Source organism: Paraburkholderia sp. SIMBA_030 (genome assembly GCF_046535245.1).
Classification (GTDB): domain Bacteria; phylum Pseudomonadota; class Gammaproteobacteria; order Burkholderiales; family Burkholderiaceae; genus Paraburkholderia.
Window position 1 is genome coordinate 282,853 of the sequence record NZ_JAWRXB010000003.1, and the last position, 15,874, is coordinate 298,726.

Annotated in this window: 13 protein-coding genes; 4 read left to right on the top strand and 9 right to left on the bottom strand. The window is 63.2% G+C overall.

What is annotated here, in order from left to right:
• Nucleotides 1-27: 27 nt before the first annotated feature.
• The 8 genes from SB772_RS06610 to SB772_RS06645 all read right to left on the bottom strand — a co-directional run bounded on the left by SB772_RS06610 (nucleotide 28) and on the right by SB772_RS06645 (nucleotide 8,217).
• Entirely contained in the window at nucleotides 28-996 is a 969-nt protein-coding gene (locus SB772_RS06610) for an ion channel (protein WP_410832471.1), read from the bottom strand.
• Between the two features lie 73 nt (nucleotides 997-1,069).
• On the bottom strand, nucleotides 1,070-1,315 hold the full coding sequence (locus SB772_RS06615; protein ID WP_410832472.1) for a hypothetical protein: 246 nt from the start codon (nucleotides 1,313-1,315) through the stop codon (nucleotides 1,070-1,072).
• A gap of 61 nt (nucleotides 1,316-1,376) precedes the next feature.
• Complete coding sequence (locus SB772_RS06620) at nucleotides 1,377-1,607, bottom strand: hypothetical protein (protein ID WP_410832473.1); 231 nt, start codon at nucleotides 1,605-1,607, stop codon at nucleotides 1,377-1,379.
• A 77-nt stretch (nucleotides 1,608-1,684) separates the two neighbouring features.
• Nucleotides 1,685-2,593: a carbohydrate kinase family protein gene (locus SB772_RS06625; RefSeq protein ID WP_410832474.1), complete on the bottom strand. Its 909-nt coding sequence runs from the start codon at nucleotides 2,591-2,593 to the stop codon at nucleotides 1,685-1,687.
• Between the two features lie 5 nt (nucleotides 2,594-2,598).
• Entirely contained in the window at nucleotides 2,599-3,891 is a 1,293-nt protein-coding gene (locus tag SB772_RS06630; RefSeq protein ID WP_410832475.1) for an AGE family epimerase/isomerase, read from the bottom strand.
• The gene (locus SB772_RS06635; RefSeq protein WP_410832476.1) at nucleotides 3,888-4,874 is read right to left on the bottom strand and encodes a LacI family DNA-binding transcriptional regulator; all 987 of its coding nucleotides are present in this window, start codon (nucleotides 4,872-4,874) and stop codon (nucleotides 3,888-3,890) included. Before SB772_RS06635 ends, SB772_RS06630 begins: the two co-directional genes overlap by 4 nt.
• Nucleotides 4,875-5,076: 202 nt before the next feature.
• Nucleotides 5,077-6,927: an EAL domain-containing protein gene (locus SB772_RS06640; RefSeq protein WP_410832477.1), complete on the bottom strand. Its 1,851-nt coding sequence runs from the start codon at nucleotides 6,925-6,927 to the stop codon at nucleotides 5,077-5,079.
• A gap of 264 nt (nucleotides 6,928-7,191) precedes the next feature.
• Complete coding sequence (locus tag SB772_RS06645) at nucleotides 7,192-8,217, bottom strand: bile acid:sodium symporter family protein (RefSeq protein WP_410832478.1); 1,026 nt, start codon at nucleotides 8,215-8,217, stop codon at nucleotides 7,192-7,194.
• A gap of 559 nt (nucleotides 8,218-8,776) precedes the next feature.
• On the opposite strand from SB772_RS06645, the gene SB772_RS06650 reads away from it, so the two are divergent.
• The 3 genes from SB772_RS06650 (at nucleotide 8,777) to SB772_RS06660 (ending at nucleotide 12,152) form a co-directional block, all read left to right on the top strand.
• Nucleotides 8,777-9,322 (top strand): hypothetical protein, encoded by a 546-nt coding sequence (locus tag SB772_RS06650; RefSeq protein ID WP_410832479.1) that lies wholly within the window; start codon nucleotides 8,777-8,779, stop codon nucleotides 9,320-9,322.
• Between the two features lie 651 nt (nucleotides 9,323-9,973).
• Nucleotides 9,974-11,062 carry a porin gene (locus SB772_RS06655; protein WP_410832480.1) on the top strand — a complete coding sequence of 363 codons (1,089 nt, stop codon included), beginning with the start codon at nucleotides 9,974-9,976 and terminating at the stop codon, nucleotides 11,060-11,062.
• 157 nt (nucleotides 11,063-11,219) lie between these two features.
• The gene (locus SB772_RS06660; RefSeq protein WP_410832481.1) at nucleotides 11,220-12,152 is read left to right on the top strand and encodes a LysR family transcriptional regulator; all 933 of its coding nucleotides are present in this window, start codon (nucleotides 11,220-11,222) and stop codon (nucleotides 12,150-12,152) included.
• Here the strand turns inward: SB772_RS06660 and SB772_RS06665 are convergent.
• Nucleotides 12,149-12,274, bottom strand: coding sequence for a hypothetical protein (locus SB772_RS06665; RefSeq protein ID WP_410832482.1), 126 nt, complete (start codon nucleotides 12,272-12,274; stop codon nucleotides 12,149-12,151). The genes SB772_RS06660 and SB772_RS06665 overlap by 4 nt on opposite strands.
• On the opposite strand from SB772_RS06665, the gene SB772_RS06670 reads away from it, so the two are divergent.
• Nucleotides 12,273-15,854: a methylmalonyl-CoA mutase family protein gene (locus SB772_RS06670; protein WP_410832483.1), complete on the top strand. Its 3,582-nt coding sequence runs from the start codon at nucleotides 12,273-12,275 to the stop codon at nucleotides 15,852-15,854. The genes SB772_RS06665 and SB772_RS06670 overlap by 2 nt on opposite strands.
• Nucleotides 15,855-15,874: the final 20 nt, after the last annotated feature.

A 15,874-nucleotide genomic window follows, 5' to 3' on the forward strand; every position in this document is an offset into this window, starting at 1 on the left:
TTCTCGCTGCCGAACCGGCGGCGAGGTTCATGGCGCCGGCGCCTTCTCCATGACCGCGACGGGCGCCGAGTCGAGTGGCACGATCTCGTTGAAATACGAGTAATCGATGTGACTCACGCCGTCTTCCTCGCGCATGATGTCCACGAAGCGGTAATGCCAGTAGATCTGATCGCAAGTCCACAGGTGGCGTGCCTGCATGGTCTGGGACGTCGATTCGTCGACCCCTTCGAGCGTGAGCAGCAGGGACGTGTCGCGGCCCTTGAGTGTTTCGGCGGTTTCGCCGAACAACGGACTGCTCTCGTCGATGACGTGCATCAGGCTCCAGCCCAGTTTGAACACCGGATGCTGATCGCGCACCAGCGTCAGGTCGTAGAGCTTGCGCAGCGTATAGCCTTCGACGGTCGTTTCCTGCCGCATAATGCGCAGCTTTGCGCGTGCTTCGGCGATGACGTTCTGACGGGCGTTGGCGGCGCGCACCATCAGCGTCATCCGGCCTTCCAGCGGTCGCACGATCGCGTAGCGGGCAAACATGATCTTTGCATGCGGGCGCGAAAAACGCGCGAAGATCAGCCCGGTCGCCAACGCGATGCCGGACATGCCGACAAAGATTTCCAGCGTCGCGATCCAGTGTGAGTAGACGGTTTGCGGATGCATGTCGCCGTAGCCGACCGTTGCGAGCGTTTCCACGCTGAAGAAAAATGCGCCGCCGAAACCCGCCGGAAACTGATTGGCGATCGACGCCGCGCCGAGCATGTAGAGCGCGGCGAACACCGTATTGAGCAGCAGAAACAGCACAGCGAGCGACACGAAAAACGTTGGCCAGTTGACCACTAGAGCACGGTGATAGAGATCCTGCCAGAGCGGCGTCGGCATGCCGTGCGCGACGACCACGCGATCGTCCAGGCGCATCTCGCGGCTGCCGCGCGCGCGAGGTCGTTGCACGCGCGCTTCGGCGTCGCCGATGCCGGGAAAGCGGTCTGACGGTTCGGTAGCCATCGCGTGTTCGTGGAGATGAAAACGCGCAAAGCGTAGCACGACGATCGGCGCGCTTGCTCCAGCTCTTGCGGGTCTATGGAAATGCGCGTGGCTTTGGCACGCCGGCGCCGTGTTCTATATCGTCGACGGCTTGCAGGTGCGCGGCGGCGACTGCTTCGGCTTCGTCCGCGTAGCCGTCGTCGCCGCCGACGGTTGTCCACGGCTTGACGGCTTTTTCACGATGACGGATTTCGTATTCCGCGTCCCAGCGTGCGCCGTCCAGTTCGAGTGGGCGGACGTGAATCGAGTAGACGCCGTAGAGGAAGAGCTGTTCATCCATGACCGCCTCCGGCCGGTTGGTTCAGGGATGGCGCAGTGTGACCGGCACGGCGCCGTGACATCTAAAGTTCGATTTCACCGAGGATCCGGTGGGCGAGGGCTTTGGCTTCCTCGAGTGCTTCTTCTGGCGTCAATGACGTGGCTTCGACTTCGTAGACCGTGGTTTCAGGGTCGGCGTTTTCGTCGCCTTCGTCGCGGGAGAGGGATACCACGCCCTGGAATTCGTCTTTTTTTAGTTCGCGCACCGAGGCGGTGGCTGTGTAGATGCCCTTGGTATAGGTGATGTCTTCCATGGTGGACGCTCCTTCCCGGGGGTGGCATTTATCGTAGCACGGGGTTTGCTTTTTGCCGCCGCTAAGGGCAAATAAAACTACAGCAGCGCTACAACCTCATCTAAAGAAGGCGCATGCGCCCCAGCATGCCTGCACGCCGCCGCGCCGGCGGCCAAAGAAAAAGCCAGATGCTCTGACCAGGACCTCTGCGGAGCAGTCATCAAGCTGAACAGCAAACCGCCAATAGAAGCATCCCCAGCCCCAACAGTATCGACAACCTCGACCCGAGGCGGCCGAGCCTCAACCACCCTGGCGCCATCGATCAACATTGCCGTTTCCGGCCCACGCGTCACGAGCACCGTGGCAGAAGGATTCATCTCCCGCAATTGCGCCAACGCGCCCGCCTCATCGGCGGACTTGAACAGCAATCGCAAATCCTCATCCGAGACCTTGATCAAATCAGCCAGCGCGGCCATCTTCCGCAAAGTCGGCTCATATCCGTGCTCCATCAGGTTCCGATAATTCGGATCAAAACTGATCTTCACCCCGCGCGAGCGCAACTCGGCCGCCAACCCGGCAAGCGTGTCGCCCAGCGGCTGCCGCACGAGGCTGATGCAACCAAAATGCGCCCACTTCACCTGCTCCATCCAGCCAGCCGGCAAGCGCGCCGGATCGAACGCGAGATCGGCGCCGTTCTCGCCCATGAAAAAATACGCAGGCGGATGCGTCTGGTGAACGACCGCCAGCAAAGGAGGGCGCTCCACCCGCTGCATGAAGCGCATGTCGAGACCCGCGGCGACGCTCGCGTTCCAGAGGTCGTCGGAGAAGTTGTCGACGCCCATTGAACCGGCGCATGCCGTTGGCAAGCCGAGCCGCGCCACGCAACGCGCGACATTCCAGCCGGCGCCGCCGGGACGCGACAGCCATTGCGATGGGCCAGTCCGCACGAGATCGGTGAGGATGTCGCCGGCAGAAACGAAGAAGGGAAATTCGGTGTTCGCGTTCATTTTGTTCACTCCGCGGATTCAGGCGTCTCAGCCTCGCCGGAAGGCAGCGCGTGCGCCAGCACTTCGTAGCACGCACCCATCGTGTGATAGTCGGTCTTGCCGGCAGGACTCTTTTCGTCGCTGTACTTGCGGTTATCGCAGGTGAGGATGCGATACCACGCGCCATACTTGTGATCGACGAAATGCGCCCAGCTGTAGCGCCAGATCTCGTCGTACCAGTCCCAGAAGCGTTCGTTACCCGTGCGCTTGCCGAGCAGCGCAGCAGTCGCGAACGTTTCAGCCTGCACCCAGAAATACTTGTCGTGGTCGCAAACGGTGCCGTCCGGGCCGAAGCCGTAATAGAGGCCGCCGTGGTCTTCGTCCCACGCGTGCATCATGGCGGCGTCGAATAGCTCGATGGCGCGCGGCAGCAGCCACGGCAGCGGACGATACCGCTCGAGAATCAGCAGCAGCTTCGCCCACTCGGTCTGATGGCCCGGCTGAAAGCCCCACGGACGGAAAATGTTCGAGCTGTCTTCTTCGTTGTAATGCCAGTCGATCGACCAGTCCGCGTGAAAGTGCTCCCACACCAGCCCCTGCGATAGCTTCGCCTGACGCAGCGTGACATTCGACGCCACCCGTTCCGCCCGATCCAGATAGACGAGGTGGCCGGTCGCTTCGTGCGCGGCAAGCAGCGCCTCGGTGGTGTGCATGTTCGCGTTCTGGCCGCGGTACGAACTGACGTGCCATTCGGGCGTCGCTTCGTCGGCGTAGAGGCCCGCGGCGGCGTCCCAGAAGCGGTGTTCCATCAACTCGAAGGTCGCGCCGATCATCGGCCTGGCTTCTTCGATGCCGGCCAGCGCCGCATGCGAATACGCGAGCAGCACGAACGCGAGGCCGTAGCAGTGACGCGTCGCGTCGAGCGTGCGCTTCTTGCCGTCGCGCCATTCGAGCTCCCAGTCGTAGCCTTCGTGCTCGGCGTCCCAGTGCGCTTCGTGCAGAAAACGCAAGCCGTGGCGCGCGTACTCGAGATGCTGCGGGTCGCCGAACTGGCGATACGCCATCGCGTAGTTGAAGACGTAGCGGCAACTGCTCACCAGATGGCGCGTGGTCCTGTCGTAAACCGAACCGTCGTCGCGGAAAAAATGAAAGAAGCCGCCGCTTGGGTCGAGCACCTTCGGTGCGTAGAAGCGCAGCGTGTCCTGCACATGCGCGAGCAGAAAATCGCGGCTGCGGAAGTTGTCGACGGGCGGCGCCGCAGCGGGAACGGCATTGGCCGCGCCGTTTGCTGCGGAGTGAAGCGGATCGGATTGCATCATGGCTGTCTCACCAAAGTACTGGCACGGGCAATGAGATGGACGGGCAAGCGGACTTCCAGTTTGGCGGGTGCGTCTTCAAGCAGCAGTTCGACGCCGCGCCGGCCGAGCGCTTCCTTGTCGACCGAAATGGTCGACAGCGGCGGCGTGGCGTGGGCGGCGGCGGGAATGTCGTCGAAGCCGATGATCGCGATGTCCTCGGGCACGCGCAGGCCGCGCGCAAGGCACGCGCGCAGCGCGGCGAGCGCGGCGGCGTCGTTATAGGCAAACACGGCGTCGGGGCGTGCGCCGGATGCGTCGAGCAATTGGTGCATCGCGCGTGCGGCGCCGCTGTCGGGATCGAGGCCGGCGTCGATGGTCACTTCCAGCGACGGGTCGAACAGCAAGCCCGCTTCGAAAAACGCGCGCCGGTAACCGAGCGCGCGCTGCGCAATGCTGAAGTGCGCGAGCGAGCCGCCGATGAACGCGACGCGCGTGCACCTCTGTTCGAACAGATGGCGCATGGCGAGCGTGGCGCCCGCGGCGTTCTCCAGATTCACCGAGCGCAAGCCGGGCGCCCACAGGTCGATCAGCACGAGCGGGCGCTGCATCGCAACCAGCATGGTCAGCGTTTCGGGTTCGACGAAACCGGCAATCGCCACCGCATCCGGCGCGTGCAGTCGCATCTGCTGGATCACGTCTTCGGTCGGGCCGGCCGTCAGCACGGAAGGGACGATGCCGCGTTCCCGGCAAGCGTCTTCGACGCCATGCAGCACGTGCGAAAAGAACGGGCTGACAGCAAAGTTGTTGTGCTGCCGATGCAGCAGGAAAGTGAGGCGGCGGATGCGCGGGCGCAACTGGGCGGCGTCATAGCCGAGCTGCCGCGCGGCTTCGACGACGCGCACGCGAGTGGCCTCGGAGAGGCCCGGCTGGTTCTTCAGTGCGCGTGAGACGGTGCCGATCGACACGCTGGCCGCCCGGGCGACGTCGCGGATGGTTGTGGCCATCGAATGAAGCGGCCGCAACGGAGGGCGGCCGTACGGTGTTCAAGTTCGGGCGATTGTATAGTAAAAACCGGCTAAAACGGCCGCTGAAACACGCGATCGATACCGGGAAATACCCGTATATATGGATATTTCCAAGATTATTGTGTTTAGTAAAATTTGCTAAACAACATCGGTTTTGAGCGGCTCGGCAAAGCCTACGGGCTTAGTCGACAGCGGCGGGCGCGACCTCCGTTTGTCCGCGCAGCAGTGCGACGCTCTCGCTTGCATCGATCAGCACGAAACCGCTTGTCTCGTGCTTGGCGCGCCGCTTCGCCACCGCTGCCACGGAAGCAATCTCCTCGCTGCTATAAAACGACGGGCCGCCGTCCGATTCCACGCGCACGCAGCCGATCGCCATCGTCACGAAGCCGAAGAAGGTCGGATTGCCGCGCCGGTCTTCCCCATGGATGCCGCCGGCCAGCCGGTCGGCCGGCGCGTAGAAACGCTGCGTGCCCTCGTTGAACACGTGAATCGCGCGCAGCACCCGCTCCTTCCAGTCGTCGCTCTGGAACAGAATCAGGAAATCGTCGCCGCCCACGTGGCCGAGAAAGTCGCGGGTCGGGTCGCAGACGTCGGCCAGCACGGCGGCGGCGAACTTCAGCACTTCGTCGCCTTGCCAGTAGCCGTACTGATCGTTGAAGGGCTTGAAGTGGTTCAGGTCGACGTAGCACGCGTAGAAGCCGGCGTCGTTGCCGAGCAGGCGCGCGATGTGCGAACTGATCGGGATGTTGCCCGGCAGAAAGGTCAGCGGATTCGCGTAGCGCGCGGCTTCGAGGCGCACCTCGGTCACCGCGCGCACGAGGTTCTCGCCGGTGCCGAGGCCGGCGTATTTGCCGTTGTCGGCGATGACGAAGCCGTCGGCAAGATAGCGCTGGTCGTCGCTGGCGAGGAGTTGGGCCATCTGCTCGACGGTCATCGATTTCTCGATGATCACCGGCGACGCGTTCGCAAACTGCAGGCACGGGCGCTTGCCGAACAGCTCGCGGTGGTACGGCAGCGCGTAGCGGTCCATGAAGCTGCGCCGGTTGATCAGCGCAACCGGTTCGTCGTGCTCGACCACCGCCACCGCGTGCAGGTCGGGCAGGCGATTGAACAGTTCGAGCACGTCGTTGTTGGTGGCCTCGCGCGGCAGCGCGGGCGCGAGCACCAGCATTTTCGCCGACGCCATGCCGCCCGACGGCGACGCGCTGCTGACCGTGCGCGTGGTTTCGGGAAACACGGCGATGTGACCGGCGCGCAGCGCGTCGCGGGCGTCTTCGGTGATACGGCGGGCCGGTTGCGCGTTGGGCCGGCCGAAGAAATAGCCTTGCCCGCAACCGATCCCCATGTCGCGCACCACGATCAGATCCGCTTCGTTCTCGATGCCCTCGGCGACCAGCCGCGCGCCGCTCGCGCTGGCGAAGTGCTGCATCGCGCGCACCGCTTCGAACCTGAGCGGATCGCAGGCGATGTCGTGGATGAAGAAACGGTCGATCTTCACGATGTCTGGTTGCAGCCGTACCCACAGATTCATGCTGGCGTTGGCAGTGCCGTAATCGTCGAGCGCGAATTGCGCGCCGGCCGTGCGCAGCGCCGTAATCGCCGGCAAGAAGCTGCCGACGTCCGGAATCGAGCTTTGCTCGGTCAGTTCGATCACGAGCCGTTGCGGATCGACGCCGCGATGGCGCAGCAGCGCCAGCGTGTCGTCGCGCGCATCGGCCAGCTGGCGGATCGCGTCCGCGCTGAAATTGAGGAACAGCTTGCCTTCGCACTCCAACTGCATGAACGCTCTGATGCAGGTGCGCGCGGCCGCGCGTTCGAGTTCGATCGTGCAGCCCTCGGCCAGCGCCTGCGAAAACAGGGCGAACGGCGTTTCGACGGACGTGCCGGCCGGTCCGCGGATCAGGCCTTCGTAGCCGAGGATCGCGCCGTCGTCGAAATCGATGATCGGCTGGAACACGGCGGACAGCTCGCGCCGGGCAATCAGATCCCCGATACGCGGCGCAGCGGATCGGGAGGGCGAGCGAAGTTGCATGGCAGTCAGGCGGAGCGATAGACCTTCGTCTTATCGGCCCGCGGTGCTTGAGATTGAGTGAACTTTTGATGAAGCTTTGCACTTGAATGGTGCGTTTCAGGTTCGGGTGACTTTGCGGCTGCCAGGAATCCGCCTATGCCATCCGGCCGAGGCGACACCGGCGGCGTTTCCGCGTGAAATAACAAAAAAGCCGCACGAGGCGGCTTTCTTCAAATAACGCTCAGGGAGGGCGCTATGAATGTCCTGTTTGCATTGCGCGCGTATTCAACGGCGGGCAACGGCGGCGGCGGGCCGCTCGCGCGAGGCGGCGCGGGTCTCGCCGCTGGTGTCGCGGGCTCCCCAGCGCTGCGCGAGCGCGGCGCACACCATCAGCTGGATCTGGTGGAACAGCATCAGCGGCAAGACCACGGCGCCCACCGCATGCGAGGCAAAAATGACCTTGGCCATCGGCACGCCGGCAGCGAGACTTTTCTTCGAGCCGCAGAAGATGATCGTGATCTGATCCGCACGGTTGAAACCGAGCCGCTTGCCGGCGAACATCGTCACGGCCAGCGCCAGCGCGAGCAGCACCACGTTGATGAGCAGCAGGCCGCCGAGGGCGGACAGCGGAATCTGGTGCCACAGGCCCTCGTTGACGGCCTCGCTGAACGCACCGTATACCACCAGCAGGATCGAGCCCTGGTCGACGAATTTCAGCACGCCGCGATTGTGCTCGATCCACTTGCCGATCAACGGGCGCAACAACTGGCCGGCCACGAACGGCACCAGCAGTTGCAGCACGATGTTGCCCACCGTATGCCACGGCGAGCTGCCGCCCGCCGCCTGATTGCTGACGACGAGGCTCACGAGTGCGGGAGTGACGAAGATGCCCAGCAGGCTCGACGCCGACGCGCTGCAGACGGCGGCCGGCACATTGCCTTTGGCAATGGACGTGAACGCGATGGACGACTGAACCGTCGACGGCAGCGTGCAGAGGAAGAGGATCCCCGCATAGAGCGCCGGCGTGACAAGTGGCGAAAGGAGCGGTTTAAGCGCGAGGCCGAGCAACGGAAACAACGCGAACGTGCTGAGTAGCACGACAAGATGCAGCCGCCAGTGCGTCGCGCCCGCAATGATCGCTTCGCGTGACAATTTGGCGCCGTGCAGAAAAAACAGCAGGCCGACCGCGATGTTCGTCACCCAGTTGAACCCGACAGCGGCCTGCCCGTGCACCGGCAGCAGGCTGGCAAGGATGACGGTGCCCACGAGGCACAAGGTGAAATTGTCGGGAAGCAGTTTCGGGCGAGCCATTGTCGAAATCTCGATTCGGTGATGCGGAAAAAGCAAAGGACGTGCGCGAAGGCTGCGTCGCAGACTATGGAAAACACCTATTGTGGTTGAAAAGCGATTGAAAATGCAAATTCATTTGCCGAATCGATTAATGAGCATCGCGCATCAAAATGTTGTGTGGCGCATTGAAGCATCGCCCGCTGTTCCGTTTCAGTATTGGCGACGGCGCGTGATTGGTCCATTGCCGTTTTGACAATCCGGTGGAAAATTGCGCTGCCATTCGTCGTACTTCAAGACGCTCCCGATGTCTCGTCAAAGCCGCTCCAGCAAGCTGTTTCAGCACTTTCGCGCAAGCGCACTGTCGCGGAAAAACGTCGGAGTAACAAGGTGTTACAACAGCGGTGGAGGCCTAACACTTTTTGGCTCGACACCATTTAGCCATGCCCATAAATTACTGCTCAAAGGCCACAGGGATACCCCGCGTCGCAACATATCCGCGACGCTCGAGCCGATCCCAGAACAAGTCCGTCGCAGCTCGAACGGTGGACTTCAGGCAAGTCTTCGGGCAGGTGAGTCACTGGTGGACGGGTTGTCGAGAACGAGGCTCTGGGCGTTGGGTGCGGTTATCGCCGCGCTCTGCTCGTTCGTCTATGCAAAAGTGCCGGTCACGTTGCGCGGTGGCGGCAGCGGCTACTCGCATGCTGCCGTGGACCACGCAATGCGCGGCGATGCTCGCAACGCGGGCCGATATTACGGCGTCACCAACGTCGGTGCATCCCGCAACAATCTCGCCGACCGCAACGCGCGCTTGCCGCACGGCGGCGTGAACCTCAATGGCGGCAACTACGCCAACGGCTTTGGCGGCTACAACCCGGCAATGCCGCGTGTAGCCGGATCCGCCGGATATCCCGGCGATCGCCGCGGCGGCATGCAGTACGCCGGTGCGATTACCCCAGTCAGCGCCGAATCACGCCCGGTGCCGCGTCCGCCAGCCAATGCGCCGGTTCGCGCCGGCTCGATTCGCGCCGATGTCGCCCGCTACAACGAAGAGCGCGGCTCGTCGCGCGCAATGCCGCGTCAGGCGGATTATCCGCGTCAGCCAGAAGGTTCTCCATACCGCAATTAGATTCACGCCTGCAATTACATCACGCCGAAAATGCGCGCGTCGCCGGTTAGCGCTTTGAAGCGCTCGTCGGCGCAACCGCAACCGCTTCTTTCATCCCTCTGCAGCCCTCTTCGCCGCATTAATCTGATGCGGATAAGCCTCGCTCCAGATCGCGGCTGAAATCCGCTGCCACCTTTCTCCAAATCAGATATTCCGGCTTTCAAACCGAATTGCCGCGTCTTTCTGCTCTGCCGCCGTCCAAAAAGCCCCTGTCAAGGTGACGTGTAGACGCCACACTTTTTTGAAAACGCTCGGCAGTAAAGGGGCTCCCGTCGTCAAATTTGATCGTTTCTGCCGCGGCGCGTCATCCGCATGACATCTCGGCCGTTGTCACCCGGTCAGGCGCAATGTCAGCGCCGCTTTGCGGTGCGCCGTGCGGCATGCGGCGAAGCCGTTATGACGTGCGCGGCCAAAGCTTTATCAGGCCGATAAGTGACAAAACTAATCAGATCGCTATACCCGCAATAACCAGAGATATTTTTGTTCATAAAAATGGTCCGCAAAGATGGTCCCGCCCAGATTGGCTCGACGATCGAACGGATGACAACAATTGTTCGCGCGAGCTACCCCTTTCGCACAGCCACACCTTTTTCGACAAAGACAGGAGAACCCATGAAAACAAGCATCAGCCGCGCGCTGAAGACCACCCTCAAGGCAACCGCGTGTGCCGTCCTGCTGGCCAGTGCATCGTCGGCTTTTGCGCAATCGAGCGTACAACTCTACGGCCAGGTCGACGAATGGGTCGGCGCGCAGAAATTCCCGGCCGGCAAGACTGCGGTGCAGGTGTCCGGCGGTGGGATGTCCACGTCGTACTGGGGCTTGAAGGGGGCAGAGGATCTGGGCGGCGGCTACAAGGCCATCTTCACGTTGGAAGGCTTCTTCCGCGCACAGAACGGCGCGTACGGCCGCTTCACCGGCGACACGATGTTCTCGCGTAACGCGTACGTCGGTATCGAATCGCCGTACGGGACGGTGACCGCCGGCCGTCTGACGACGCCGCTGTTCGTGTCGACGATCCTGTTCAATCCGTTCATCGACTCGTATGTGTTCTCGCCGATGGTGACCCATGTGTACCTCGGCCTCGGCACGTTTCCGACGTACTCGACCGATCAGGGCGTGACGGGCGATTCGGGCTGGAATAACGCGGTGTCGTACTCGTCGCCGAACTTCAACGGCCTTTCGGCGACGGCGATGTATGCGCTCGGCAACACCGCCGGCCAGAACGGCTCGAAGAAGTGGAGCGGCCAGGTACTGTACTTCCACGGCCCGTTCGCGGCGACCGCGGTGTATCAGTACGTGAACTTCAACAACGCCCCGGGCGACCTCGGCAGCGCCGCTGCGTCGGGCATTCCCGGCCTGAAGAGCCAGAGCGTCGCGCAGCTCGGCATGTCGTACGACATGAAGTATGTGAAGTTCTTCGGCCAGTACATGTACACGTATAACGACGAGGCCATCACGAGCTGGCACGTGAACACGGCGCAAGGCGGCGTGTCGGTGCCGGCCGGCCCGGGCACGGTGATGGCGTCGTACGCGTATTCGCGCGACGGCGGCGGTTTCGACCAGACCCGCCAGACGGCTGCAATCGGCTACGACTATCCACTGTCCAAGCGCACGGACATCTACGCGGCGTACATGTACGACAAGATCAGCAGCCAGTCGAGCGGCAACACGTACGGCGTCGGGATGCGCGCGAAGTTCTAAACGCGGCTTCGCGCTTGACGCGTATTCGCAAACCCCGCCTTCCGTCAGGAAAGGCGGGGTTTGTCGTTTACGGGACGCTTCAGATGCCGATTTGCCGACCAGCCTTTGATAAACCCGGCAAAATGACGTCGATTGATTCCTGAAGCGAGCGATTGAGATGGATACCCTCGTCAGCATGAAAGTGTTCCGGCATGTGGTCGAAGTCGGCAGCTTTGTCGGGGCGGCCGACCGGATGGAGATGTCGGCGGCGATGGCGAGCAAGCACGTGATGCACCTCGAACAGCAACTCGGCGCGCGTTTGCTGAACCGCACCACGCGGCGCGTCGCGCCGACCGAGGCGGGCCGCGAATACTACGAGCGGCTCTCCCAGGTGCTGACCGAACTCGAAGAAGCCGGGCAGGTGGTCGGCGCGGCGAGCGTCGTGCCGCAAGGGCGCTTGCGGGTGTCGTCGCTGTCGGCGTTCGGCTTGAGCCACGTGATGGCCGCGGTGGCCGACTATGCCGCGCAGCATCCGCAGGTCACCGTCGACATCACGCTGTCCGACCGCGTGGTCGAACTGATCGACGAAGGCTTCGACGTCGCGATCCGGGCCTCGCCGAGCGGTCTCAAATCGTCGTCGTTGATCGCGCGGCAGATTGCGACGGCCCACCTGGTGCTGTGCGCGTCGCCCGCTTATCTGCGCCGGCACGGCACGCCGAAGACGGTCGCCGACCTCGCGCGCCACAACTATCTGCAATACGCGGGCGTATCGGCTCTCGAAATCGCGACCGGCGACGCCGCGTCCCGGGTGCGCCTGTCCGGCAACCTGATCGTCGACCACCTGGAAGCGCAACGCGTGATCGTGCTGCAAGGCGCGGGTATCGCGATGCTCGGCACCGAGGTGATCGGCGACGATCTCGCGGCCGGCCGCCTCGTGCCGCTGCTGGTCGACGAAGTGCCGCCGCGCGAGTTGCCGATCCATGTGGTGTACGCGAGCCGCCGGCATCTGTCGGCCAAGGTGCGCTCGTTTGTCGATTTCCTCGCCGGACGTTTCGCGAACGAAGCGCTATGGCCGTCGCTCGAACAGATCAAGGCGCTGGCGGTGCGCTAGGCCAGCCGCTCGAACAGATCGAGGCGCTCGCGATGCGCCGGGCCCGCCGGAACGGTCGAGGCGCTGCAGGCCGTTTCGCTATACTGGTTGCACCCATACGCATAACGATCTGGGGGAGACATGACCGATCTGTCCACGCCGCAGCGCGCCGGTAGCCACAAGCTGCCCGCGGGCCGGCGCCTGCGTTTCGTCACCGCCGCAGCGTTGTTCGACGGCCACGACGCGTCGATCAACATCATGCGGCGCATCCTGCAAGCGAGCGGCGTGGAGGTGATCCACCTCGGTCACAACCGCTCGGTCGATGAAGTCGCCACCGCCGCGCTGCACGAAGACGCCGACGGCGTCGCCGTGTCCAGCTACCAGGGCGGCCATAACGAATACTTCCGCTATCTCGTCGACCTGCTGCGCGCGCGTGGCGGCGAGCGCATCAAAGTGTTCGGCGGCGGCGGCGGCGTGATCGTCCCCGACGAAATCACCGAGCTCGAACGTTACGGCGTCGAGAAGATCTATTCGCCGCACGATGGCCAGCGGCTTGGCCTGCAAGGCATGATCGACGACATGATCGCGCGCTGCGCCCAGGCCGAGCGGCAGAGCCCGGTCAATGAATGGGTGGCCGATCTGTCGGCGAGCGGTCTGCAGCGCTTCGATCCACGTGTCGAGACGCGTGCCGGCGATCACGCCGGCGTGCGTGATCCTTCGGGCAAAGCAGGCGAAGCGGACGGGGCGGCCCACGCCGACCAGACCGTCCACGCCGTCGAAAACCCGGACCCTGTGTCGTTCACATTCCGCCGCCTCGCGCAACTGATCAGCGCGTTCGAATCCGGCCGCATCAACGCCGCCGACCAGCAAGCGCTGGCGTATCTCGCGAAGTCGGCCGTGGTCCCGGTACTCGGCATTACAGGCACCGGCGGCGCCGGCAAATCCTCGCTGACCGACGAACTGATTCGCCGCTTCCGCCTCGACTACGGCGACGCCCTCACCATTGCCGTACTCGCGATCGACCCATCGCGCCGCAAGTCCGGCGGCGCGTTGCTCGGCGACCGCATCCGCATGAACGCAATCGGCGACTGGGGCGGCGGCTCGCGCGTGTTCATGCGCTCGATGGCGACGCGCGAAGCGTCGAGCGAAATCTCCGACGCGCTGCCCGACGCGCTGATGTTGTGCAAAGCGGCGGGCTTCGACCTGATCGTCGTCGAGACGTCCGGGATCGGCCAGGGCGACGCGGCGATCGTGCCGTTCGTCGACGAGTCGGTATATGTGATGACGCCGGAGTTCGGCGCCGCGAGCCAGTTGGAAAAGATCGACATGCTCGACTTCGCCAACTTCGTTGCGATCAACAAGTTCGATCGCAAAGGCGCGCCGGATGCATTGCGCGACGTCGCGAAGCAGGTGCAGCGCAATCGCGGCGAGTTCGCCAAGGCGCCGGACGCGATGCCGGTGTTCGGCACCATCGCCTCGCGCTTTAACGACGACGGCGTGACCGCGTTGTATCAGCACGTCGCCGAGGCATTGCGCGCGCATGGTTTGCGCGTCGGCGGCGGCCGTCTGCCGACGCTCGAAGACGTACGCTTTTCGAGTGGGCGCAACGCAATCGTGCCGCCGGCGCGGGTGCGCTATCTGGCGGATGTCGCGCAGACAGTTCACGCGTATCGCAGTCGAGCCGACGCGCAAGCGCGCGTGGCGCGCGAACGCTGGCAGCTCGCCGAAGCGCGCCGGATGCTCAGCGAAGCGAACGCCAATGCCAACGCCAACGCCAACGCCAATGCCAACGCCAACGCCAACGCCAACGCCAACGCCAACGCCAATGCCAACGCCAACGCCAACGCCAATGCCAATGCCAATGCCAATGCAGATGCAGATGCAGATGCAGCGACCCAAACCCAGGCCCAGCTGGACAAGCTAATCGTCCAGCGCACCACCGAACTCGGCGAGCGTGAACGCAAGCTGCTGGAAGCATGGCCGCAAACCGTGGCAGCCTATTCCGGCGACGAACACATCGTCCGGATTCGCGACCGCGAAATTCACACAGCGCTGACTGTCACGACGCTGTCGGGCTCGGCGGTCCGCAAAGTCGCGCTGCCCAAGTTTGTCGACCACGGCGAAATCCTGCGCTGGCTGATGCTCGACAATCTGCCCGGCTATTTTCCGTTCACCGCGGGCGTGTTTCCGTTCCGCCGCGAGAATGAAGATCCGACGCGAATGTTCGCCGGCGAAGGCGATCCGTTCCGCACCAACCGGCGTTTCAAACTGCTCTCCGAAGGGATGCCGGCCAAACGTCTTTCGACGGCTTTCGATTCGGTCACGCTATACGGTGAAGAACCGCACGAGCGGCCGGACATCTACGGCAAGGTGGGCAATTCGGGCGTCTCCGTCGCAACGCTCGACGACATGAAAGCGCTCTACGACGGCTTCGATCTGTGCGCGCCGGAAACGTCGGTCTCGATGACGATCAACGGACCCGCGCCGACGATCCTCGCGATGTTCTTCAACGTCGCGATCGATCAGCAGATCGCGCGTTTGAACGAAAGGCTGCAACAGGAAGGACGCAAGCCCACCGGCGACGAACTCGCCGCCGCCCGCCGCCACGCGCTGGAGAACGTGCGCGGCACCGTACAGGCAGACATCCTGAAGGAAGACCAGGGCCAGAACACCTGCATCTTCTCGACCGAGTTCAGCCTGAAAGTGATGGGCGATATTCAGGCGTACTTCGTCGAGCACTGCGTGCGCAATTTCTATTCGGTGTCGATCTCGGGCTATCACATCGCCGAAGCCGGCGCGAACCCGATCTCGCAACTCGCGTATACGCTGGCGAACGGCTTCACGTACGTCGAGGCGTATCTCGCGCGCGGCATGTCGATCGACGATTTCGCGCCGAACCTGTCGTTCTTCTTTTCGAATGGTATGGACCCGGAATACACGGTGCTCGGCCGTGTCGCGCGACGCATCTGGGCGATTGCGATGCGCGAACGTTACGGCGCGAACGAACGCAGCCAGAAGCTCAAGTATCACGTGCAAACCTCAGGGCGCAGCCTGCATGCGCAGGAAATCGACTTCAACGATATCCGCACCACGCTGCAGGCGCTGATCGCGATCTACGACAACTGCAACTCGCTGCACACCAATGCCTTCGACGAGGCGATCACCACGCCCACCGAGGATTCGGTGCGTCGCGCGGTCGCGATCCAGCTGATCATCAACCGCGAATGGGGGCTGGCAAAGAACCAGAACCCGAATCAGGGCAGCTTTGTGATCGAGGAACTGACCGATCTGGTCGAAGAAGCGGTGCTGGCGGAGTTCGACCGCCTCACCGAACGCGGCGGGGTGCTCGGCGCGATGGAAACCGGCTACCAGCGTGGGCGCATTCAGGACGAGTCGATGCTGTACGAGCATCGCAAGCACGACGGCTCGTATCCGATTGTCGGCGTGAACACGTTCTTGAGTTCGCATCCGCATGAAGCGCCGCAGCCGATCGCGCTCGCCCGTTCCACCGACGACGAAAAGCAGAGCCAGTTGAAACGCCTGCACGAGTTCCAGCAACGGCATCGCGATGAGACGCCCGTGGCGCTCGAACGCCTGAAGCGCGCGGTGATCGGCGACGAGAATGTGTTCGCTGTGCTGATGGACGTCGTGCGCGTTTGCTCGCTCGGGCAAATCACGCACGCGTTGTTTGAAGTGGGCGGACAGTACCGCCGCAATATGTGAAGCCTGCGCCGCGCTTGCTG